Below are 20,993 nucleotides of genomic sequence, written 5' to 3'. Positions count from 1 at the left end.
GCTCTCTCGATAGACCGTAACCCCTCACCCGATTTGCTGCGCAAATCGACCTCTCCCAAGGGAGAGGTGAAATTTCGACGCCGTTCCAGCTCAACCTAATCTCATCGCGCTTCAGTCTAGGCGGCGAGATCCGCGACCACCGCGTCGAGCACCGGAAATCCCGACTTCGTGACGCGCAGCCGTCCGTCGGCATCGACGGCGATCGCGCCTTCCTCGCGCAGCATCGCGATGCGGTGCGGGTCGAGCTTTCGGCCCGAGAGCTTCGCATAGCGCTTGGGATCGATGCCTTCGGCGAGCCGCAGCCCCATCAGGAGAAATTCGTCGGCGCGCTCTTCGCTGTTGAGGCTGTCATCGGAAACGACGCCGTGGCCGCGCTCCTCGACGTTCAACAGCCAGGCCTCGGGGCGCCGCTCGGTCGCGGTCGCGTGCCTGACGCCATCGATGTCGAGCCTGCCATGCGCGCCGGGGCCGATGCCGGCATATTCCTCACCGCGCCAGTAGACGAGGTTGTGCTTGCACTCCGCGCCGGTGCGGGCGTGGTTGGAGATCTCATAGGCCGGCAATCCTTCGCGGGCGCAGACCTCCTGCGTCACGTCGTAGAGCGCGCGCGCGGTCGCTTCATCCGGCGTCTGCAATTTGCCGGCGGCATGCAGCCCGAAGAACGGCGTGCCTTCCTCGATCGTGAGCTGGTAGAGCGACAGATGCTCGGCCGCTTCCGAGATCGCCTGCTTCAGTTCATCGGCCCACATCCGCGGCGTCTGATCGGGGCGGGCATAGATCAGATCGAACGAATAGCGGTCGAACGCAGCGCGCGCGATCGCGACCGCGTCGAGCGCCTCGCGTGCGGTGTGCAGGCGGCCCAGTGCCTTCAGCGAGGCGTCATCGAGCGCCTGCACGCCGAGCGAGACGCGGTTGACGCCGGCTGCGCGATAGCCGCGAAAGCGCGTCGCCTCGACGCTGGTCGGATTGGCCTCGAGCGTGACCTCGACATCGCGCGAGACCTGCCAGTGCTTGCCGATCGCATCGAGCACGGCACCGACGGTCTGCGGCTGCATCAACGACGGCGTGCCGCCGCCGAGGAAGATCGAGGACACCTGCCGCCCCGGCACGCGCGCGGCCGTCGTCTCGATCTCGCGGGCGAACGCGCGCACGAAGCGCTCCTCGTCGACGGGCGCATGCCGCACGTGGCTGTTGAAATCACAATACGGGCATTTCGACAGGCAGAACGGCCAGTGCACGTAGACGCCGAAGGCTTCTCGGTCAGCGTGGCTCAAGGCAGATCTCCGCGAGCTTCACGAAGGCGCGGGCGCGATGCGACAGGCCGAGCCCGAGCGGCGGCAGGCCGTGCTTCTCGATGCTGGTCATCTCGCCGAAGGTCCGCGTGTAACCGTCGGGCAGGAAGGCCGGATCGTAGCCAAAGCCGGCAGTGCCACGCGGCGGCCAGACCAGGGTTCCATCGACGCGGGCCTCGACCTCTTCGAGATGATCGTCGGGCCAGGCCACGCACAACGCCGACACGAAATGTGCCTTGCGCCGGTCCGGTGCGGTGGCGCCGCGTTCCTGCAGCAGCCGCTCGATCCGCGTCATCGCCGCCATGAAGTCCTTGCCCTCGCCGGCCCAGCGCGCCGAGTAGATCCCGGGTGCGCCGTCGAGCGCGTTGACCACGATGCCGGAATCGTCGGCGAAGGCGGGCAGTCCGGTCGCCTTCGCCGCCGCGATCGCCTTGATCGCCGCGTTGGCGCGAAAACTGTCGCCGGTCTCCTCGGGCTCGGTGAGGTCAAGCTCGCCGGCCGACACCACCTCCACGCCGTGCGGCGCCAGCAGTTCCCGCATCTCGGCAAGCTTGCCGGGATTATGGGTGGCGATGACGAGCCTTCCGGTGATTCGGCGATGCATAACCAATCTGACTACGCCACCGCGATCTTTTGCAAGTCGACCAGACGCGCGACACCTTTGCGCGCCAGCGCCATCAGCGCCAGGAACTCGCCTTCCGAGAACGGCGTCTTCTCGGCGGTGCCCTGCACCTCGATGATCCGGCCGTCGCCGGTCATGACGAAATTGGCGTCGGTGTCGGCCTCGGAATCCTCGGCATAGTCGAGATCGAGCACCGGCGTGCCCTGGTAGATGCCGCAGGAGATCGCCGCCACGTTGTCGCGCAACACATTGGTCTTCAGCATGTTGCGGGTCTTCATCCAGTTGATGCAGTCGGCCAGCGCCACCCAGGCACCGGTGATCGAGGCGGTGCGGGTGCCGCCGTCGGCCTGGATGACGTCGCAATCGACCGTGATCTGACGCTCGCCGAGCGCCTCGAGATCGACGGCCGCGCGCAGCGAGCGGCCGATCAGCCGCTGGATCTCGACCGTCCGGCCGCCCTGTTTGCCGGCCGAGGCCTCGCGGCGGGTGCGTTCCAGGGTGGCACGCGGCAGCATGCCGTATTCGGCGGTGACCCAGCCGCGGCCCTGGCCCTTCAGCCACGGCGGCAACCGCTCTTCCAGCGTGGCGGTCACCAGCACATGGGTGTCGCCGAACTTCACCATGCAGGAACCCTCGGCATATTTGACGACGCCGCGTTCCAGCGACACGGGACGCAGTTCATCGGGTGCACGGCGGCTTGGCCGCATGAAATCCTCCAGAAATCCGAGAAAATTGGCTGGCCGTGCTTGTAGGAGGGGGAAGGGGCAGCGGCAAGGGTTTTCGGCCCCCGGTATGGTCCGGTACGACGGGGCCGAATGCATGCTTGTCATCGGCCTCCCGGATCGACAAATTATGCAGTAATTGTGAGGGACTGGAGTGTGACTCACCACGATCCGATTGGCCTGATCGCGCCGCATGCCGGGCTCGCCCAGCTCAACGAGCGTTCGCGCGACATTTTTCGTCAAATCGTCGAAAGCTATCTCGCGACCGGCGAGCCGGTCGGTTCGCGCAACATCTCGCGCCTGATCGCATTACCTCTGTCGCCGGCCTCGGTCCGCAACGTGATGTCGGATCTCGAGCAGCTCGGCCTGATCTATGCGCCGCATACCTCCGCCGGCCGGTTACCCACCGAACTCGGGCTGCGCTTCTTCGTCGATGCGCTGATGCAGGTCGGCGACCTCACCGAGGCCGAGCGCCAATCGATCCAGACCCAGCTTGCGGCCGTCGGCCGCGCGCAATCCGTCGAGGCCGCGCTTGGCGAAGCCTTGACGCGGCTGTCGGGACTGACCCGCGCCGCGGCGGTGGTGCTGACGCAAAAGTCGAATGCGCGGCTGAAGCACATCGAGTTCGTGCGGCTGGAGCCGGAGAAGGCACTGGTCGTGCTGGTCGGCGAAGACGGCCAGGTCGAAAACCGCGTGCTGGCGCTGCCGCCGGGTGTTCCATCCTCTGCCCTGACCGAAGCGACCAACTTCCTCAATGCGCGGATCCGCGGCCGGACGCTGGCTGAAGCGCGGCTCGAGCTCGAGACGGCATTGACGCAAAACCGCGCCGAGCTCGATCAGCTCACGCAAAAGGTGGTCGCGGCGGGTATCGCGAGCTGGTCCGGCGGCGAGAACGAGGACCGCCAGCTGATCGTGCGCGGTCACGCCAATCTGCTCGAGGACCTGCATGCGCTCGACGATCTCGAGCGCATCAAGTCGCTGTTCGACGATCTCGAAACCAAGCGCGGCGTGATCGATCTGCTCGGCCGCGCCGAACGCGGCGAGGGTGTGCGGATCTTCATCGGCTCGGAGAACAAGCTGTTCTCGCTGTCGGGTTCCTCGACCATCATCGCGCCCTACGGCGACGCCCAGGGCCGGATCGTGGGCGTCCTCGGCGTGATCGGACCGACGCGGCTGAACTATGCGCGGGTGATCCCGACCGTCGATTATGCCGCGCGCATCGTCAGCAAGATGCTGGGCGGCTGACCGGAGGGCGATTTCGCTTTCATTTGACGGGTTTTCTTCACCCAAGCCGGAGATCCCAGTTCCCGAGACCGGTATGTTGCGCTTGATTTTCGCCGCCCAAAGCACGATATCCCGGCAAGCAATCCCCAAGATTTGAACCGACGCGAGTTTTCGAGAAGGCAAGCCATGACCGATCCGAACCGGGCCAATGACAACACCGAGAATTCGGCGCCGACGGGTGAGCCCGTGGTCTCGAAGCCCTACATCATGCCTGACGAGCCCGAGGCCGGATCGGCAGAGGCGCTGACCAAGGAACTCGCCGAGGCGCGCGACCGCACGCTGCGCACGCTGGCCGAGATGGAGAATCTCCGTCAGCGCACCCGCCGCGAGGTCGCCGACGCCAAGACCTACGGCATCACCGGCTTTGCCCGCGACGTGCTCGACATCGCCGACAACCTGCAGCGTGCGCTCGATGCGGTGCCGGCCGAGACCAAGGAAGCCGCCGATCCCGGCCTGAAGGCGCTGATCGAAGGCGTCGAGCTGACCGAACGTTCGCTGCTCAACGCGCTGGAGAAGAACGGCGTCAAGAAGTTCGACCCGATCGGCGAGAAGTTCGATCCGAACTTCCAGCAGGCGATGTTCGAGGTGCCTGATCCGTCGGTGCCGTCGGGCACCGTGGTGCAGGTCGTGCAGGCCGGTTACATGATCGGCGAGCGCATCCTGCGTCCGGCACTGGTCGGCGTCTCCAAGGGCGGCGCCAAGGCCGCCCCGACCGCCGACATCACCGCCTGATCTGTCCGATCCCGGCTGCCCGTTTGTGAGCTGGCGGATTGCGCCGGGTCACGGCCGCGGCTTCTCGTGCGCCTTCGGCCAATAGGTGCCGAAGCTCCAGAGATTTCCCTCCGGATCGCGGCAGGCGAAGTCGCGGCTGCCATAGTCGGTGTCGCGCAGGTCCATCTCGATCTTTGCGCCGGCGGCCTTGACCTTCGCGTGCAGCGCATCGGGATCGTCGACGGCGATATAGATCGAGTCCGTGCGGCGGTTGTCGAGGTCGCCGACCAGCCTGCCATATGCATCGTCACGGCCCTGGCCCAGCATCAGCATCGAGGAACCATAGGCGAGTTCGGCGTGATGGATCACGCCGCCATCGCGGTAGACGACGCGTTCGGTGAACCCAAGCACCGTCGTAAGCCAATTGGTCATCGCCTCGGCGTCCTTGCAGCGCAGGGTCGGGTAGATGCGGGGCGGTTCGATGTCGTGCGTCATGGTCGCTCACCTCCTTGGCTGACGGCGCCATCCTGCACGAGGCAGCGCGGCGTCGGCTTGAAGGTTTGTTACCAGTCCGCCAGCCCATCGCCGGCGTGAACCAGCCGGCGGTCGGTCAGCGCCTGGCGGCGCGCCCAAGCGGTTGGCGGTTCGCCTGCGAATTCGACGAACTCGCGGGCGAGATGGGCCTGGTCGGCATAGCCGCTTTCCGCCGCGATCCCCGCCCAGCCAAGCGCGGCTTGGCTTTGTGCCAGCCGGCTCGCCCGGTGAAACCGCATCATGCGCGCCAGCGATTTGGGGGCGAGGCCGAGCTCGGACCGAAACCGGCTGGCCAGATGCTTGCGGCTCCAGCCGATCTCGTCGGCCAGTGCCGTGATGCTGATAGCGCCGGCCGAACGCGCCAGCTTTCGATAGGCGAACGCGACTTCGGGAGATGGCATGCGGCCGGCGCGGCGCAGCACGAACGCCTCGATCAGGTCGAAGCGGCGCTGCCAGCACGTCACGGCGCCGAGCTGCTCGCGCAGACGACGGCCATCATGGCCCAGCACATCGTCGATATCGACCATGCGCCCGACCAGGTCGGTCACGGCGCCGCCGAAGAAGCTGTAGGCGCCGAGCGGGGTGAAATCCACTTGTACGCAGGCGGCGCGACCGTCGGACTCGATGTAAACCGGCCCGGCATGCAGGCCGGCGGCGAAGCTGAGCTGACGATCGGCCGCACTGGGCTCGCGCGACAGCGCGATCAGGAACGGCGAGCCGAAACTGATGATCAGCGGGACGATCAGCGGCGCGGTCTGCCGTTGTGCGAACCGGCCCGTCGCGGTCTCGCGATAACCGGTGATCCGGACGATCAGGCCCGCCAGGCGCGGCGATGGCAGGCGCTGCGCGAGATCGAATGCCAGGGGTGACGCAGACGCGGCCATGCGGATCTCGCGAGTCAGCGCCTCACGCGATATCCGAGGACTGGATGCGCTTGACGCCGGCCTTGGCCATGTCGTCCCAGGCCTTGGCGAGCGATCCCTGGGTGTCGATGCCGCGGCAGGCATCTTCCACCACATAGGTCTCGAAGCCGGCCTTGCGCGCATCGAGCGCGGTCCATGCGACGCAGAAGTCGGTAGCGAGCCCGGCCACGAAAACCCGTTCGACGTTGCGCGCCTTCAGATAGGCGGCGAGCCCGGTGGTGGTCTTGCCGTCGGCCTCGGTGAAGGCGGAGTAGCTGTCGACGTCCTTGTGAAAACCCTTGCGGATGATCAGCTCGGCCTGCGGGATCGCGAGATCCTTCGACAGCGAAGCGCCATCGGTACCCTGGACGCAGTGGTCGGGCCACAGCACCTGCTTGCCATAGGCAAGGTCGACGATCTCGAACGGCTTCTTGCCGGAATGGGTCGAGGCAAAGGAGATGTGTCCGGGCGTGTGCCAGTCCTGCGTCATCACCACATTGGCAAAGCTCTTGGCGATCTTGTTGATCACCGGCACCACCTGCTCGCCGTCCTTCACCGCGAGGCTGCCGCCGGGCAGGAAGCAGTTCTGGACGTCGATCACGAGCAGCGCGGAGCTATCGTCGGGCTTGATCGCAGCCGCCCAGAGATGTTTTGGAACCAGCGCGGCAAGCGCCAGCGTACCGAGTCCTGCAACGACCTGTCGTCGATCCAACATCGCGCCCCTCCTCGCTCCGATAACCGTGCGAGGAGGCTAGTTCCGTTCGTGGAGCTGCGAAAGTCCGATTTTTCGGCGGGCCTGTCAGCCGCGCGGCTGGATGCCGTCGCGCACCGCGCGGAAGCGCGGGAAGGCCTTTTCCCAATCGGTGCGCGGGGAGCTGCCGATGATGCGCATCGATGTTTGCGCGCCGAACCGCAGCCACTGCACGATGGTCACCGGGGTGTTGTCCTTGCCGCTGACCGCGTCGATGCGCGTCTCGAAGCCGGGCTGGCCGTCGATCCGGATCGGTTCGGACATGGTGATCCGCCCGTCGCGCACGCCGGGGATCGTGGTGGCGATCTGCTGGGCGAAGCGGCCGCGATCATCCGGTGTGGCCGGGGCCGAACCGATGATGCCAAGCAGCATGAAGGGCTTGGTCTCAAGGCCCCTGTCGTCGCCGTCGGCCATCAGCAGCGCCGCGCCCGGCGCCAGCATGCGGACATTCTTGAAGCTGCTGAGCTCGGTGACCTTGAACGGCATCATGCCGAGCTGTTCGTCGACCGGCACCTCGTTGCGGATCTGGGCGGTGGCGAACATCTGCCGCACGGCGTCGTCGGTGTAGATCTTGCTCGCGTTCTCCGGCACCTGCACCGCGACATAGCCGGAGAAGGTCGGTCCCGGCAGGATCATCGAATAGCGCCGCACATTGGTGGTGCCGTCACGCGCGCTCTCCACGGTGTAATAGGCAAGGCCGGCCGGCGTCTCGAGGCTCTCCGGCTTGATGTTTCCGCTACCGGCCGGGTTGGCCTTGAAGGCGCTTACGACCTCGTTGTAGGCGTCCGCGGGCAGATCGGCGATCAAGACCTTCACGCCCTGGTCCTCGGTCTCGAAGCCGATGAACGACTTGGCGCGGTTGAGGCCCACCAGCGGCTTCATCCCGACATGCGCGCCCGGCGGAAACACCACGTCGGCGGCAAAGCCACGACAGGTGGCAGCAAGCAGCAAGGCAACCGCAACGAGAAGTCGAAAAGGCGTCATGGGGGATCTACCGGTTTTGCTTGGTGGCCGCGCAACGGGGCCGGTGCAGGGCTGGATGGCCTCTTTCAGTCGGACCGCTTTTAGCGGTTTTGATGACCCTGCAACAGGCCACCAAAGCCCCGCTCCGGGCCTGCAGGCCCGATTCCATGGGCTTTTCGTCCCGATTGGCTGGCACTTTCCAGTTTCCCGACGTTTCCGACGATCGGCCGCCAGCGGCCAAACAGCGCGCCCTCGGCCTGTGCGCCGCTCCCGCATACGACGTTTGTGAGTGTTCACTCAACAGCGCGGACGTCGTGTAGCGGATGTTCGCGGTCGACGGCGGGCGGCATCATTGCCGATTTGTTAACTTGGATCGGGCTTGAACCGGCGCTGCAGCCGGGCTGACACAATCTTTCAAACGTCAGTCTTTTCAGGCCTCAACGTTGCGTCCAGTCCTTGCGGGCAGGACCCTCTCTCCTATATCAGGCTCACCGTCGCAATATCGCGAGTATGTGAACGTCTGGGGGTTCGGTACGGAGCGCCGTCAGGGCCCAACCAACCTGCCGTAGCAAAGAGGATATCAAAACCATGGGTAAGGTCATTGGGATCGACCTCGGCACCACGAATTCGTGCGTCGCCGTAATGGATGGCAAGAACGCCAAGGTGATCGAGAATGCCGAGGGTATGCGGACGACGCCGTCGATCGTTGCCTTCACTGACGATGGCGAGCGCCTCGTCGGCCAGCCGGCGAAGCGCCAGGCGGTGACCAATCCCGAGCGTACGTTCTTTGCGGTGAAGCGCCTCATTGGCCGCCGCTATGACGACCCGATGGTCGAGAAGGACAAGAAGCTCGTTCCCTACAAGATCGTCAAGGCATCGAACGGCGACGCCTGGGTCGAAGCCGATGGCAAGACCTATTCGCCCTCGCAGGTCTCGGCCTTCATCCTGCAGAAGATGAAGGAGACCGCTGAGGCGCATCTCGGCCAGAAGGTCGAGCAGGCTGTCATCACGGTTCCCGCCTATTTCAACGACGCGCAGCGTCAGGCCACCAAGGACGCCGGCAAGATCGCGGGCCTCGAAGTGCTGCGCATCATCAACGAGCCGACGGCTGCCGCGCTCGCCTACGGTCTCGACAAGTCGAAGTCGGGCACGATCGCCGTGTACGACCTCGGCGGCGGCACCTTCGACGTCTCGATCCTCGAGATCGGCGACGGCGTGTTCGAGGTGAAGTCGACCAACGGCGACACCTTCCTCGGCGGTGAAGATTTCGACATGCGCCTGGTCGGCTATCTCGCCGATGAATTCCAGAAGGAGCAGGGCATCAACCTGCGCAACGACAAGCTTGCCTTGCAGCGCCTGAAGGAGGCTGCGGAAAAGGCCAAGATCGAGCTGTCGTCGACCACGCAGACCGAAATCAACCTGCCGTTCATCACGGCTGACCAGACCGGTCCGAAGCATCTGACGATGAAGCTGACCCGCGCCAAGTTCGAGGCGCTGGTGGCCGACCTCGTCGAGAAGACCATCGAGCCGTGCCGCAAGGCGCTGAAGGATGCCGGCCTGACCGCCGGCGAGATCGGCGAAGTGGTGCTGGTCGGCGGCATGACCCGCATGCCGAAGATCCAGGAAGTCGTGAAGCAGTTCTTCGGCAAGGAGCCGCACAAGGGCGTCAATCCCGACGAGGTCGTCGCGATCGGCGCTGCGATCCAGGCCGGCGTGCTGCAGGGCGACGTCAAGGACGTGCTGCTGCTCGACGTGACCCCGCTGTCGCTGGGCATCGAGACGCTGGGCGGCGTGTTCACCCGCATCATCGACCGCAACACCACGATCCCGACCAAGAAGAGCCAGGTGTTCTCGACCGCCGAAGACAATCAGGGCGCCGTCACCATCCGCGTCTTCCAGGGCGAGCGTGAAATGGCGGCCGACAACAAGATGCTTGGCCAGTTCGACCTGATGGGCATTCCGCCGGCTCCGCGCGGCATGCCGCAGATCGAGGTGACCTTCGACATCGACGCCAACGGCATCGTCAACGTCTCGGCCAAGGACAAGGCGACCGGCAAGGAACAGCAGATTCGGATCCAGGCATCCGGCGGTCTGTCCGAGGCCGACATCGACAAGATGGTCAAGGACGCCGAGGTCAACGCGGCCGAGGACAAGAAGCGCCGCGAGGCTGTCGACGCCAAGAACCATGCCGATGGTCTGGTTCACTCGACCGAGAAGGCTCTGGCCGAACACGGTTCGAAGATCGCCGACACCGAGCGCCGCGCGATCGAAGACGCCGTCAGCGACCTCAAGGAAGCGCTGAAGGGCGACGACGCCGAGGCGATCAAGGCCAAGACCAACACGCTGGCGCAGGCTTCGATGAAGCTCGGCGAGGCCATGTACAAGCAGCAGGCCGAGGCCGATGCGGCCAAGGACGCTGCCAAGGATGACGTTGTCGACGCGGAATTCACCGAGGTCGATGACGACAAGAACAGCAAGAAGTCTGCTTAAGCGGATTTGCGATCATGACCCTCACACCAATGAGCACGCGCCGCGTCTCGGAGGAGTGGGGGTCATTTTTCTTTAAGGCGATCGCTGCATCTTCCAGACAGGCGCAATCCTTGACGCGATCCTCAGCGCAATCTTTGGCGATCGCGATGTACTTCGGACGGAATTGAAGGATGTCCACCAAGCGCTGCTATTACGAGACCCTCGAGGTTGAGCGGAACGCGGACGAGACCAAGCTCAAATCGGCTTTCCGCAAGCTCGCAATGAAGTGGCATCCGGACAAGAATCCGGGCGACGCCAACAGCGAAATCCGGTTCAAGGAAATCAACGAAGCCTATGAGGTCCTGAAGGACGGCGACAAGCGCGCCGCCTATGACCGCTTCGGCCATGCCGCTTTCGAGCAGGGCATGGGCGGTGGCGGCCCCGGCTTCGGCGCCGGCTTCGCCTCATCCTTCTCCGACATCTTCGAGGACCTGTTCGGCATGGCCGGGCAGCGTCGCGGCGGCGGCCGCGAGCGCGGCGCCGACCTGCGCTACAACATGGAGATCACGCTCGAGGAGGCCTTCCAGGGCAAGACCGCGCAGATCGAGATTCCGGTCTCGGTCACCTGCGAATCCTGCTCGGGCACCGGCGCCAAGGCCGGCACCAAGCCGAAGACCTGCTCGCATTGCGGCGGCGCCGGCCGTGTCCGGCAGGCCCAGGGCTTCTTCACGCTGGAGCGGACCTGCCCCGGCTGTCAGGGTCGCGGCCAGATGATCGAGGATGCCTGCACCTCCTGCGCCGGTTCCGGCCGGGTGACGCGCGAGCGCACGCTGTCGGTCAACATTCCCCCGGGCGTCGAGGACGGCACCCGGATTCGTCTCGCCGGCGAAGGCGAGGCCGGTGTCCGCGGCGGACCGCCGGGTGACCTCTACATCTTCCTGTCGCTGACCACGCACCAGTTCTTCCAGCGCGACGGCGCCGACCTGCACTGCCGCGTGCCGATCTCGATGGTGACCGCAGCGCTTGGCGGCGAATTCGAGGTGCCGACCATCGACAAGGGCAAGACCAAGGTGAAGGTGCCGGCCGGCACCCAGTCCAGTCGCCGATTCCGCATCGCATCAAAGGGTATGCCGGTGCTCCGTTCGCGCCAGACCGGCGACATGTATGTGCAGGTCGTGGTCGAAACGCCGCAGAATCTGACCAAGAAGCAGCAAGAACTGCTGATGGAGTTCGAAAAACTGTCGTCCGGCGCAACCCAGCCGGAGGCAGCGGGTTTCTTCTCTAAGGTCAAGGACTTCTTTGGCAATCGCTCCGTCTAGCCGCAGTCGTTATGCTTGACCGTAACGACTTCGACCTATACGTCTTTATGACTGTTTTCTGACAACCGCTCGATTGTGCGGTCCCCGCCTGGTAGCGACATGCCTTTGCAATCGTCCGTGCGTGCGTCGAAGAAGCCCCTCCGTCTCGACGACGAGGTTCGATTTCTCCGTTCATGGATTGAGAAGCCGCTGCATATGGGCGCGGTGATGCCGTCCGGACGGCTGCTCGCCCGCACCATGGCGCAATATGTCGATCGCGACGCCGAGGGGCCGGTCATCGAACTTGGACCCGGCACCGGGGCGATCACCAACGCGCTGATCGAGCACGGCGTCGATCAAAAGCGTCTCGTCCTGGTCGAATACAATCCCGGCTTCTGCGCGTTGCTGCGCGAACGCTATCCGCAGGCCAGGGTCGTCCAGGGGGACGCCTACACGCTGCGCGATACTGTGTGGGAGGTGCTGAAATCTCCCGCCTCGGCCGTGGTCTCCGGCCTGCCGCTCGTCACCAAGCCGATGCTGACCCGCCTGAGGCTGGTCCGTGACGCCTTCCTGGCGCTCGCACCCGGCGCGCCGTTCATTCAGTTCACCTATTCGGTGGTGCCTCCGATTCCGAAGTCGCTGCCGGGCGTGTCCACAGAGGCCTCTGAGCGGATCTGGATGAACCTTCCGCCCGCGCGGGTCTGGGTGTATCGCAAGGGCTAACCACCCAGCGCCCGTCGCGCCGGGCGTGCGACGAATACCTGCGATTTCAAAATGTCCGCGCTGAAAATCCTCGTGATCCCCGGATCGCTTCGGTCAGGCTCGCTCAATGCGAAGCTGGCCGCCGTGCTGGCGTACGAACTGGCGCAATCCGGCGCCGACGTCACCCGCATCTCGCTCGGCGATTTTCCGCTGCCGATCTATGACGGCGACCTGCAGGCGAAATCCGGCGTGCCGCAGCATGCCGTGAATCTGAAGCGGATGATCGGCGCCCATCATGGCGTGCTGATCGTGACGCCGGAATACAATTCCTCGGTGCCGGCGCTGGTGAAGAACACGATCGACTGGGTGAGCCGCGTGCAGGATCCGCATGAGGTGCGAGGTCAGGTGTTCCACGGCCGCGCGTTCGCGATTTCAGCCGCATCCGGCAACCGGCTCGGCGGCACCCGCGCGCTGGCTGCGCTGCGGCTGATCCTGACGGCGTGCCACGCCACCGTGATCCCGAACCAGCTCGCGCTGTCATTCGCCGAGCAGGCCTACGACGATATGGATCATCTGAAGCACCAGGCCGACATCGACACGATGCGCGCGCTGGTGCGGCAGCTGATCGACCATTCCCAACGCATGATGTGAGGTGACATGCAGCCAGCCAGGATCGCTCCAAGAGACCGGTTGATCGTGGCGCTCGATCTGCCGTCCGTCGCCAGCGCCGAGGCGATGATCGACCGGCTCGGCGATGCCGTCACCTTCTACAAGATCGGCTATCAGCTCGGTTATGCCGGCGGCCTTTCGCTGGCGACGCAGCTTGCAGGCAGCGGCAAGAAGGTCTTCCTCGATCTGAAACTGCACGACATCGGCAACACCGTCGCGCGCGGGGTCGAAAGCGTCGCCGGGCTCGGCGCAACCTTTCTCACCGTGCATGCCTACCCGCAGACCATGAAGGCAGCGGTCGAGGCCCGCGCCGGCTCCGGCCTGAAAATCCTCGCGGTGACGGTGCTGACCTCCTACGACGACACCGACCTGCATGCGGCGGGCTATCGCCTCAACGTCTCCGATCTCGTCGAAGCGCGCGCCAAACAGGCGCAGGCGCTTGGTGTCGACGGCCTCGTCAGCTCGCCTGAGGAGGCCGCCGCCTTGCGCAAGATCGTCGGCGATCAGATGAACCTGGTGACGCCGGGCATCCGCCCCGCGGGCTCGGCGACCGGCGACCAGAAGCGCATCATGACGCCGGCCCGCGCCATCGCCGCCGGCGCCGACTATCTGGTGGTCGGACGTCCGGTGCTGGAAGCCGCCGATCCGAAGGCCGCAGCCGAAGCCATTCACACCGAGATCGCCCAGGCGCTTGCCTGAACAACAAGAGGGAGAACAGAGATGGCGAAGGGATACTGGATTGGACGCGTCGACGTTCACAATGAGGAGGGCTACAAGCCCTACATGGCGGCCAATCCTGCCATCTTCCAGAAATTCGGCGGCAAGTTCATTGTGCGCGGTGGCAAGTTCACCGGCGTGGAGGGCCAGAGCCGCTCGCGCAACGTCGTGATCGAATTCCCCGATTACGCGACCGCGCTCGCTTGCTACCAGTCGCCGGAATACCAGGCCAACGTCAAGGTGCGGCAGCCGCATTCGATTGCCGACCTCATCATCATTGAGGGGCACGACAGCCCGTAGCCCTGATCGCGGGTGGCCGGTTCGGTTGCCGGAACAGCCTTGGCTCGCTATATCGCGTGGAGAGGTGAGCCATGGCTGACATGCGTCTGATTGTTGCGGGAGCCGGCGGCCGGATGGGCCGCACGCTGACGCGGGTGATTTCCGAGACCCCGGGGGCGGTGCTGGTCGGTGCGCTGGAAGCGCCGGGCTCGGAGCTGCTCGGCAAGGATGCCGGCGTGCTCGCCGGCCTCCCCGCCAATGACGTCAAGCTGTCGGCCGATCTGTGGTCGATGTCGGCCGGCGCCGACGGCATCCTGGATTTCACCGTGCCGGCCGCGACCATCGCCAATGTCGCGATCGCGGCCGAGCGCGGCCTCGTTCACGTCATCGGCACCACCGGCATGTCGCCGTCCGACGATGCGGTGATCCGCAGCGTAACCAACCGCGCCATCGTGGTGAAATCAGGCAATATGAGCCTCGGTGTCAATCTGCTCGCCGCGCTCGTCAAGCGCGTCGCGCAATCGCTCGACCAGAGTTTTGACATCGAAATTCTCGAGATGCACCACAAGTCCAAGATCGATGCGCCGTCGGGCACCGCCTTGATGCTCGGTGAAGCTGCGGCCGCGGGACGCGGAATCGCGCTCGACCAGCATTCGGCGCGCGGCCGCGACGGCCTGACCGGCGCGCGACGCGCGGGCGATATCGGCTTTGCCTCGTTGCGCGGTGGCACTGCGGCCGGCGATCACAGCGTGATCTTTGCCGGCCCCTCCGAGCGCATCACGCTCTCGCACCATGCGGAAGATCGCGCGCTGTTCGCGCAGGGCGCGCTGAAGGCGGCGCTGTGGGCGCACGGCAAGAAGCCCGGCATGTATTCGATGGCCGACGTCCTCGGGTTGAGCGACTGACACCGCTCGACGGAATGAAATCCAGCTAAGCGAAAACGGAATCTGAAATGAGTGATCGTCTTCTTGTGCTCGTTCGTCACGGTCAGAGCGACTGGAATCTGAAGAACCTGTTCACCGGGTGGAAGGACCCGGATCTCACCGAGCAAGGTGTCAACGAAGCCAAGGAGGCCGGCCGCAAACTGAAGGCGCAGGGCCTGTCGTTCGATGTCGCGTTCACCTCCGATCTCACCCGTGCGCAGCACACGCTGAAGCTGATGCTGGAGCAGATCGGCCAGACCGGTTTGCCGACCACGAAGAACCTCGCGCTCAACGAGCGTGATTACGGCGAACTCTCCGGCCTCAACAAGGACGACGCCCGCAAGAAGTGGGGCGAGGAACAGGTTCTGATCTGGCGCCGTTCCTACGACGTGCCGCCACCCGGCGGCGAAAGCCTGAAGGATACGCTGGCGCGCACGCTGCCCTATTACGTGCAGGAGATCCTGCCCGGCGTGCTGCGCGGCCAGCGCACGCTGATCGCCGCCCACGGCAATTCGCTGCGCGCGCTGATCATGGTGCTGGAGAAGCTGACGCCGGAGCAGATCCTCAAGCGCGAGCTCGCGACCGGCGCGCCGGTGATCTATCGGCTCAATGCCGATTCCACCGTTGCATCGAAGGTCGATCTGGCAGGCTAAACAACGCTCAACCGCTCAACCCGTCATCCTGAGGGGCGCGAAGCGCGTCTCGAAGGATGCACGGCCCGGCTGGTGGCCGTCGACCCTTCGAGACGCGCTTCGCGCTCCTCAGGGTGACGGGTAACGGTTGCTTAGTGCAATCCCACTTGTCCCGCTTCCCAGCCCAGCATCGCCTGCTTGCGGGTGATGCCCCAGTGATAGCCGGTCAGCGCGCCGCTCTTGCCGAGTGCGCGATGGCAGGGCACCACGAACGACACCGGATTGCGGCCGACTGCGGCGCCGACCGCGCGCGAGGCCTTCGGGCTGTTGATCTTGCAGGCGATGTCGGAATAGCTGACCGCGCGGCCCATCGGGACCTTGAGCAGCGTCTCCCACACCCGCACCTCGAAGTCGGTGCCGATCAAGACGACGCGCAGCGGCTGGTCCGCCCGCCACAACCTTGTATCGAACACGCGCTGCGCCAATGCGGTGGTGCCGTCGGTGTCCTCGACATAGGTCGCGTTCGGCCAGCGCCGCTTCATGTCGGCGAATGCGGTCTGCTCGTCGCCGTGGTCGGCGAAGGCAAGCCCCGCGAGCCCGCGATCCGTTGCGATCACGATCGCGGTGCCGAACGGCGAGGGGTGGAAGCCGTAGCGCAGCGTCATGCCGCCGCCGCCGGTCTTCCATTCGCCCGGCGACATCGCCTCATGCGTGACGAACAGGTCGTGCAGCCGTCCCGGCCCTGACAGGCCGGAGTCGAGTGCCGCGTCGAGCACGCTGGCGGAATCGCGCAAGAGGTTCTTGGCGTGGTCCAGGGTCAGCGCCTGCATGAAGGCCTTCGGCGTCAGCCCGGCCCAGCGGCGGAACAGATGGTGCAGCTCATCCGGCGTGACGGCGGCGGCATCGGCCATCGCCTCGATGGTCGGCTGCGTGCGCCAATGCTCCGAGATGAAGGCGATGGCGCGCCGAACCGAGTCATAGTCGCGCAGCGCGGCGCTCTGGAGGCCTGGCTTGGCCAGGCGCTGGTCGTGTATGGCGAGTGTCATCATGGTGTCTGATTTAGGAGCCATGGCGCGTCCAAACCACCCGATTTCTGACAAAGCATGATCCGGAAAAGTGGAGACCGGTTTTCCGAAAAGATCATGCTCAAACAAGACCTAGGCGATGGGGTTGTAAGTCGGGCCGCGTTTCGCGGCGTTGAGCGCCGCCGTCAAGGCTTTGGAAAAACTGGCCTTTTCGTCCGGACCCAGGAAGCTGCCAACGCTGACCCGGCGACCCCGGGAGACCAGATAGAGTCGCTCGATGCCGAACTCCTCATGCGAGATCTGTTCGAACCGCACCCAGAGCGGATTGAGCACCCATTCCGCCACATGACCGCGATGGCTGATCCTGCGCAACCGCAGTTCCGACGGCGTGACAGTGATTTCCTCGCTCGCCTTGGCGGTGCGGAAATTGACCTTGAACGCCCAATAGATCACCAGCGCGTCCAGGCCGAAGAAGCCGAAGATCGGCCAGGCGCCGAGCCACCAGAACACTGCGCCGGCGATGAAGCTGACCGCGGTGACGAACGACATCAGCACGATAAAGCCGGTGCGATTCAGCGAGCGGTGCGGCGTCAGCAATGCCGAGAACAGTTTGGGCTCGGCCTCAGCGGCATCAGTCGCAAGGTCATTGGCCCTGAGGTCTTCGCCCGGATCAAAGTCGTTGCCTGCGGTCATGACGTATCAGTATATCCGGTTCATGGCCAAAATCATCCGCTCTCAACGCGCCAGCACGTCAAGCGTTCGCTCCGCACCGAAGAGGAAGCCTGCGAAAGCGGCAAGGCTGCTGCCCAAACCCGGGGCAAAGAAGGCGGTCAAGAAGGCCGCCAAGCGAACCGTAAAGCTCAAGCCATGGACATCGGAGGAGGTCTACGAGGCTTTCGACCGGTTCCGCAAAGCCAATCCCGAGCCCAAGGGCGAGCTCGAGCACCTCAACCCGTACACGCTGCTGGTTGCGGTGGTGCTGTCGGCGCAGGCGACCGATGCCGGCGTCAACAAGGCGACGCGAGCGCTGTTCGCGGTCGCCGACACGCCGGAGAAGATGCTTGAGCTCGGCGAAGACAGGGTGCGCGACTACATCAAGACTATCGGGCTCTATCGCAACAAGGCGAAGAACGTCATCGCGCTCTCGCAGAAGCTGATCGCCGAGTTCGGCGGCGAGGTGCCGCGCACGCGCGCCGAGATCGAGTCGCTGCCCGGCGCCGGCCGCAAGACCGCGAATGTCGTGCTCAACATGGCATTCGGCGAGCACACGATGGCGGTCGACACCCATGTGTTTCGCGTCGGCAACCGCACCGGGCTCGCGCCCGGCAAGACGCCGCTCGAAGTCGAGCTGGGATTGGAAAAGGTGATCCCGACCGAGTTCATGCTGCACGCCCATCACTGGCTGATCCTGCATGGCCGCTACACCTGCCTCGCCCGTGGTCCACGTTGCGACGTGTGCCTGATCAATGATCTCTGCCGATGGCCGGAAAAGACCGTCTGAGGCATGATCGCCATCATGTGCTATCAGAGCGTTTTCGAGCGAAGTGGATACCGGTTCGCGCGAAGGTTTGTCGGCTGTTCCGGTGCGTGATTGAGGGAGTGAGGTGTGGCAGAGCAGGTTGAAGATGGTCCGTCACCCGCCAGCCAGACCGCGCCTGCTGTAACGGCAGCACCAGCCAAGCCGCAATCAGTAGCAAGCGGCTTCTGGAGCCGTTTCGCGATTCCGCTGTTTGCCGTGCTCATTGCGCTGGTGTTCATCGCGGTGGCGACCAGTCGCTGGGATGCCTGGGTCGGCAGCGCCACGATCCAGACCACCAATGATGCCTATGTGCGCGCCGAATTGACCCAGCTCTCCAGCCGCGTGTCGGGCGAGGTGCTCACCGTCGCCGTCTCCGATTTCCAGCGCGTCAAGGCCGGCGATCTCCTGGTGCAGATCGATCCGGCCGACTATCAGGCGCAGGTGGCGCAGGCCGAGGCCGGCGTGGTCGGTGCCCAGGCCGTGCTCGACAACCTCAACAACCAGGTCGAGCTGCAATATGCGACCATCGCGCAGGCCGAGGCTGCACGGTTGTCCGCAGAGGCGCAGCAGACCCTGGCACGCCAGGAGGAAGAGCGTCAGCAGTCGTTGTCGCAAACCGACGCCGGCACGCGGCAGCGGCTCGAGCAGGCGACCGCATCCTACGCCAAGGCGGAGGCCGACGTGCGCGCCAGCCGCGCGGTGATAGCGGCGCAGCGCCATCAGCTCGAGGTCTTGCAGGGCACCAAGAAGCAGCGTGCCGCCGACCTCGACGCCGCCAAGGCGCTGCTGGCATCGGCCAAGCTCAAGCTTGGCTATACGAAGATCGTCGCGCCGTTCGACGGCGTCACCGGCGAACGCCAGGTCCAGCCAGGCGACTACGTCAACATCGGCGCTAATCTGATCAATGTCGTGCCGCTGCCGAACGTCTATGTGATCGCCAACTACAAGGAGACCCAGCTGACCAACGTCAAGCCGGGCCAGCCGGTCGAGGTAACGGTGGATACATTCTCCGGCCAGAAGCTGCGCGGCGTCGTCGAGCGCATCGCACCGGCGAGCGGATCGCAATTCGCGCTGCTGCCGCCCGATAACGCCACAGGCAATTTCACCAAGGTGGTGCAGCGCATTCCGGTGCGTATCCAGTTCGACAAGGGCCAGCCATTGCTCGAGCGCCTGCTGCCGGGCATGTCGGTCGTCACGCGGATCGACACCGGCGAGGCGGTCGCCAATGGCGGAAAGTGACGACCGCGACCGTGGTCCGGTCTCGCGCGGCGACGTCGCGCGCTATCCGCTGTTCGCGGTCGTCGCCGTGCTGCTCGGCGCGTTCCTGGCGAATTTCGACAGCCGCCTGACCTCGGTCGGCCTGCCCGATTTGCGCGGTGCGTTCTCGCTCAGCTTCGACGAGGGCGCCTGGCTCTCGACGGCTGCGATCGGCTCGCAGATCTTCGTCGCGCCTGCGGTGGCCTGGCTTGCCACCGTGTTCGGCCTGCGCCGGGTGCTCGGCATTCCGAGCCTGGTCTATGCGGTGGTCTCGCTGACCATCCCGTTCGTGCGCGACTACACCATGCTGATCACGCTCAGCATCGCCCACGGCATGCTGCTCGGCACCTTCGTGCCGGCGACGCTGATGATCATCCTGCGCAATTTGCCGATCCGATGGTGGCTGCCGGCGGTCGCGATGTACTCGATCCGCGTCGGCTTCGCGCTCGACTCGTCGAGCTCGCTGGTCGGTTTCTATGTCGAGCATCTCGGCTGGCAGTGGCTGTATTGGCAGGGCGTGGTGATCGCGCCGCTGATGGGGCTGATGGTCTATCTCGGCACCCCGAACGAGCCGGTCAACCGCGACCTGCTGCACCATGCCGATTGGGGCGGCATGCTGCTGCTCGGCGCCGGGGTGTCGATGGTCTATGCCGGGCTCGATCAGGGCAACCGGCTGGACTGGCTCTCGTCGGGCACGGTGATGGCGCTTCTGATCGGTGGCGGGCTGTTGATCGTCGCCTTCATGATCAACGAGATGGTCGCGCGCCGGCCCTGGGCGCATTTCAACGTGCTGTTCTCGCGCAATATCGGGCTCTCGCTGATCGTCATCCTGCTGTACACGCTGACCAGCCTGTCGAATTCGTCGCTGGTGCCGAACTTCCTCGGCACTGTCGGCGCGCTGCGGCCGGAGCAGTCGGGCGTGCTGCTGTTCACCTACGGCGCGCTGCCGATGTTCGTGCTGGTGCCGATCTCGATTTTGCTGCTGCGCCACCTCGATCCGCGTATCGTCGTGGTGCTCGGCTTCTCGGCGTTCGCGGCCGCCAATCTCTGGGGCACGCAGCTGAGCCATGTCTGGGCGCGCGAGGATTTCGTCGGCATCGTCCTGCTCACGTCGATCGGGCAGGCGTTCACGCTGCTGCCGATCATCATCATGGCGCTGTCGAATTCCGATCCGTCGCGGGCGACGGCGTTCACGGCCTATATCCAGATCATGCGCCTTGGCGGCGCCGAGATCGGCGTCGCGCTGATGGGCACCTGGCTGCGGGTCCGCGAGCAGATCCATTCCAACTACCTCGGACAGCATGTGCAGAACGGCGATATCGACGTCGTGAACCTGCTCAAGCGGCTGGCAGGTGAATTTTCCGGCCACGGCATCGGGACAGCGACGGGGCGCGCCGTCGGCACGCTGGCGGCGCTGGTGCAGCGCGAGGCCAACACGCTCGCCTATATCGACGGCTTCTGGCTGTGCTTCTGGCTTGCGATCCTGGCGCTGGTCCTGGTCGCCTTCATCACGCGCGCGCCGCAGGGCCCTTTGTCGCCGGCGCCGCTTGGCTTCGTGAAGAACGTGATGCGCAGGCTGGGCGCCGCCGCTTCCTGATTTGCGAGGAAGGCGCGGATATCGCCGCCGGGTCAATTTATGCCGGGTCAATTTATAGTGAATGCGGCGCTCGCGCTATGTCGCAGGCGTGTTGAAATATTTTGCTCATCGCGCGGTTCCAAGAG

At 65.1% G+C, this 20,993-nt stretch carries 22 protein-coding genes; 13 read left to right on the top strand and 9 right to left on the bottom strand.

All coding sequences use genetic code 11. The features are described 5' to 3' along the window. Positions 1-116 precede the first annotated feature (116 nt). Genes hemW through rph form a run of 3 tightly spaced genes read right to left on the bottom strand, consistent with a single transcriptional unit; the run spans position 117 to position 2,621 of the window. A complete protein-coding gene (gene hemW, locus XI02_RS00880; RefSeq protein ID WP_172646214.1) occupies positions 117-1,274 on the bottom strand; it encodes a radical SAM family heme chaperone HemW in 1,158 nt (385 codons plus the stop codon). Beyond that, entirely contained in the window at positions 1,261-1,896 is a 636-nt protein-coding gene (gene rdgB / locus XI02_RS00875) for an RdgB/HAM1 family non-canonical purine NTP pyrophosphatase (protein WP_172646215.1), read from the bottom strand. Before rdgB ends, hemW begins: the two co-directional genes overlap by 14 nt. Positions 1,897-1,907: 11 nt before the next feature. Continuing rightward, on the bottom strand, positions 1,908-2,621 hold the full coding sequence (gene rph, locus XI02_RS00870) for a ribonuclease PH (protein WP_016841497.1): 714 nt from the start codon (positions 2,619-2,621) through the stop codon (positions 1,908-1,910). A 171-nt stretch (positions 2,622-2,792) separates the two neighbouring features. Between rph and hrcA the strand changes: the two genes are divergently transcribed. Next, positions 2,793-3,881, top strand: a complete 1,089-nt coding sequence (hrcA, locus tag XI02_RS00865; RefSeq protein WP_016841498.1) for a heat-inducible transcriptional repressor HrcA — start codon at positions 2,793-2,795, stop codon at positions 3,879-3,881. A gap of 165 nt (positions 3,882-4,046) precedes the next feature. Further along, complete coding sequence (grpE, locus tag XI02_RS00860) at positions 4,047-4,652, top strand: nucleotide exchange factor GrpE (RefSeq protein WP_028341763.1); 606 nt, start codon at positions 4,047-4,049, stop codon at positions 4,650-4,652. 48 nt (positions 4,653-4,700) lie between these two features. Here grpE and XI02_RS00855 read toward each other — a convergent pair whose 3' ends face one another. From XI02_RS00855 to XI02_RS00840, 4 genes are all read right to left on the bottom strand, one after another. Next, entirely contained in the window at positions 4,701-5,126 is a 426-nt protein-coding gene (locus XI02_RS00855) for a VOC family protein (RefSeq protein WP_172646216.1), read from the bottom strand. 68 nt (positions 5,127-5,194) lie between these two features. Further along, positions 5,195-6,049, bottom strand: coding sequence for a helix-turn-helix domain-containing protein (locus XI02_RS00850; protein ID WP_172646217.1), 855 nt, complete (start codon positions 6,047-6,049; stop codon positions 5,195-5,197). 22 nt (positions 6,050-6,071) lie between these two features. Further along, positions 6,072-6,782, bottom strand: a complete 711-nt coding sequence (pncA, locus tag XI02_RS00845) for a bifunctional nicotinamidase/pyrazinamidase (protein WP_069279066.1) — start codon at positions 6,780-6,782, stop codon at positions 6,072-6,074. An 84-nt stretch (positions 6,783-6,866) separates the two neighbouring features. Continuing rightward, positions 6,867-7,802 (bottom strand): hypothetical protein, encoded by a 936-nt coding sequence (locus XI02_RS00840; RefSeq protein ID WP_016841503.1) that lies wholly within the window; start codon positions 7,800-7,802, stop codon positions 6,867-6,869. A gap of 567 nt (positions 7,803-8,369) precedes the next feature. On the opposite strand from XI02_RS00840, the gene dnaK reads away from it, so the two are divergent. The 8 genes from dnaK to XI02_RS00800 all read left to right on the top strand — a co-directional run bounded on the left by dnaK (position 8,370) and on the right by XI02_RS00800 (position 15,491). Then, positions 8,370-10,271, top strand: a complete 1,902-nt coding sequence (dnaK, locus tag XI02_RS00835) for a molecular chaperone DnaK (protein ID WP_026192053.1) — start codon at positions 8,370-8,372, stop codon at positions 10,269-10,271. A gap of 170 nt (positions 10,272-10,441) precedes the next feature. Then, the gene (gene dnaJ / locus XI02_RS00830; RefSeq protein ID WP_018269310.1) at positions 10,442-11,569 is read left to right on the top strand and encodes a molecular chaperone DnaJ; all 1,128 of its coding nucleotides are present in this window, start codon (positions 10,442-10,444) and stop codon (positions 11,567-11,569) included. Between the two features lie 99 nt (positions 11,570-11,668). Continuing rightward, on the top strand, positions 11,669-12,271 hold the full coding sequence (locus XI02_RS00825) for a class I SAM-dependent methyltransferase (protein ID WP_069279064.1): 603 nt from the start codon (positions 11,669-11,671) through the stop codon (positions 12,269-12,271). Between the two features lie 51 nt (positions 12,272-12,322). Further along, the gene (locus XI02_RS00820; RefSeq protein WP_016841508.1) at positions 12,323-12,901 is read left to right on the top strand and encodes an NADPH-dependent FMN reductase; all 579 of its coding nucleotides are present in this window, start codon (positions 12,323-12,325) and stop codon (positions 12,899-12,901) included. A gap of 6 nt (positions 12,902-12,907) precedes the next feature. Further along, positions 12,908-13,618, top strand: coding sequence for an orotidine-5'-phosphate decarboxylase (gene pyrF, locus XI02_RS00815; RefSeq protein ID WP_026192051.1), 711 nt, complete (start codon positions 12,908-12,910; stop codon positions 13,616-13,618). Between the two features lie 21 nt (positions 13,619-13,639). Then, on the top strand, positions 13,640-13,936 hold the full coding sequence (locus tag XI02_RS00810) for a DUF1330 domain-containing protein (RefSeq protein ID WP_016841510.1): 297 nt from the start codon (positions 13,640-13,642) through the stop codon (positions 13,934-13,936). 71 nt (positions 13,937-14,007) lie between these two features. Then, on the top strand, positions 14,008-14,820 hold the full coding sequence (gene dapB, locus XI02_RS00805; RefSeq protein ID WP_016841511.1) for a 4-hydroxy-tetrahydrodipicolinate reductase: 813 nt from the start codon (positions 14,008-14,010) through the stop codon (positions 14,818-14,820). Positions 14,821-14,867: 47 nt separating this feature from the next. Then, entirely contained in the window at positions 14,868-15,491 is a 624-nt protein-coding gene (locus XI02_RS00800; RefSeq protein WP_172646218.1) for a 2,3-bisphosphoglycerate-dependent phosphoglycerate mutase, read from the top strand. A gap of 131 nt (positions 15,492-15,622) precedes the next feature. On the opposite strand, the gene XI02_RS00795 is transcribed toward XI02_RS00800, so the two are convergent. Both XI02_RS00795 and XI02_RS00790 read right to left on the bottom strand, forming a co-directional pair. Continuing rightward, positions 15,623-16,519, bottom strand: coding sequence for a bifunctional helix-turn-helix domain-containing protein/methylated-DNA--[protein]-cysteine S-methyltransferase (locus tag XI02_RS00795; RefSeq protein WP_016841513.1), 897 nt, complete (start codon positions 16,517-16,519; stop codon positions 15,623-15,625). A gap of 108 nt (positions 16,520-16,627) precedes the next feature. Further along, positions 16,628-17,188, bottom strand: a complete 561-nt coding sequence (locus tag XI02_RS00790) for a DUF2244 domain-containing protein (RefSeq protein WP_244980874.1) — start codon at positions 17,186-17,188, stop codon at positions 16,628-16,630. Between the two features lie 22 nt (positions 17,189-17,210). Between XI02_RS00790 and nth the strand changes: the two genes are divergently transcribed. The 3 genes from nth (at position 17,211) to XI02_RS00775 (ending at position 20,868) form a co-directional block, all read left to right on the top strand. Next, positions 17,211-17,996: an endonuclease III gene (gene nth, locus XI02_RS00785; RefSeq protein ID WP_172646219.1), complete on the top strand. Its 786-nt coding sequence runs from the start codon at positions 17,211-17,213 to the stop codon at positions 17,994-17,996. A gap of 105 nt (positions 17,997-18,101) precedes the next feature. Continuing rightward, a complete protein-coding gene (locus XI02_RS00780) occupies positions 18,102-19,253 on the top strand; it encodes an HlyD family secretion protein (RefSeq protein WP_172646220.1) in 1,152 nt (383 codons plus the stop codon). Further along, a complete protein-coding gene (locus XI02_RS00775; RefSeq protein WP_172646221.1) occupies positions 19,240-20,868 on the top strand; it encodes an MFS transporter in 1,629 nt (542 codons plus the stop codon). Before XI02_RS00780 ends, XI02_RS00775 begins: the two co-directional genes overlap by 14 nt. The last annotated feature ends 125 nt before the right edge of the window (positions 20,869-20,993 follow it).

Source organism: Bradyrhizobium sp. CCBAU 21365, from assembly GCF_015291305.1.
Lineage (GTDB): Bacteria > Pseudomonadota > Alphaproteobacteria > Rhizobiales > Xanthobacteraceae > Bradyrhizobium > Bradyrhizobium elkanii.
This window is presented reverse-complemented; position numbering and strand designations above follow the sequence as displayed.

Coding starts and splice junctions, on each gene's coding strand:
- pyrF (WP_026192051.1), top strand. CDS start 12,908: ATGCAGCCAGCCAGGATCGCTCCAAGAGACCGGTTGATCGTGGCGCTC.
- XI02_RS00795 (WP_016841513.1), bottom strand. CDS start 16,519: ATGATGACACTCGCCATACACGACCAGCGCCTGGCCAAGCCAGGCCTC.
- XI02_RS00790 (WP_244980874.1), bottom strand. CDS start 17,188: ATGACCGCAGGCAACGACTTTGATCCGGGCGAAGACCTCAGGGCCAAT.
- pncA (WP_069279066.1), bottom strand. CDS start 6,782: ATGTTGGATCGACGACAGGTCGTTGCAGGACTCGGTACGCTGGCGCTT.
- XI02_RS00850 (WP_172646217.1), bottom strand. CDS start 6,049: ATGGCCGCGTCTGCGTCACCCCTGGCATTCGATCTCGCGCAGCGCCTG.
- XI02_RS00820 (WP_016841508.1), top strand. CDS start 12,323: ATGTCCGCGCTGAAAATCCTCGTGATCCCCGGATCGCTTCGGTCAGGC.
- XI02_RS00840 (WP_016841503.1), bottom strand. CDS start 7,802: ATGACGCCTTTTCGACTTCTCGTTGCGGTTGCCTTGCTGCTTGCTGCC.
- XI02_RS00775 (WP_172646221.1), top strand. CDS start 19,240: ATGGCGGAAAGTGACGACCGCGACCGTGGTCCGGTCTCGCGCGGCGAC.
- dnaK (WP_026192053.1), top strand. CDS start 8,370: ATGGGTAAGGTCATTGGGATCGACCTCGGCACCACGAATTCGTGCGTC.
- XI02_RS00810 (WP_016841510.1), top strand. CDS start 13,640: ATGGCGAAGGGATACTGGATTGGACGCGTCGACGTTCACAATGAGGAG.
- XI02_RS00825 (WP_069279064.1), top strand. CDS start 11,669: ATGCCTTTGCAATCGTCCGTGCGTGCGTCGAAGAAGCCCCTCCGTCTC.
- rdgB (WP_172646215.1), bottom strand. CDS start 1,896: ATGCATCGCCGAATCACCGGAAGGCTCGTCATCGCCACCCATAATCCC.
- nth (WP_172646219.1), top strand. CDS start 17,211: ATGGCCAAAATCATCCGCTCTCAACGCGCCAGCACGTCAAGCGTTCGC.
- dapB (WP_016841511.1), top strand. CDS start 14,008: ATGGCTGACATGCGTCTGATTGTTGCGGGAGCCGGCGGCCGGATGGGC.
- XI02_RS00800 (WP_172646218.1), top strand. CDS start 14,868: ATGAGTGATCGTCTTCTTGTGCTCGTTCGTCACGGTCAGAGCGACTGG.
- grpE (WP_028341763.1), top strand. CDS start 4,047: ATGACCGATCCGAACCGGGCCAATGACAACACCGAGAATTCGGCGCCG.
- rph (WP_016841497.1), bottom strand. CDS start 2,621: ATGCGGCCAAGCCGCCGTGCACCCGATGAACTGCGTCCCGTGTCGCTG.
- dnaJ (WP_018269310.1), top strand. CDS start 10,442: ATGTCCACCAAGCGCTGCTATTACGAGACCCTCGAGGTTGAGCGGAAC.
- XI02_RS00855 (WP_172646216.1), bottom strand. CDS start 5,126: ATGACGCACGACATCGAACCGCCCCGCATCTACCCGACCCTGCGCTGC.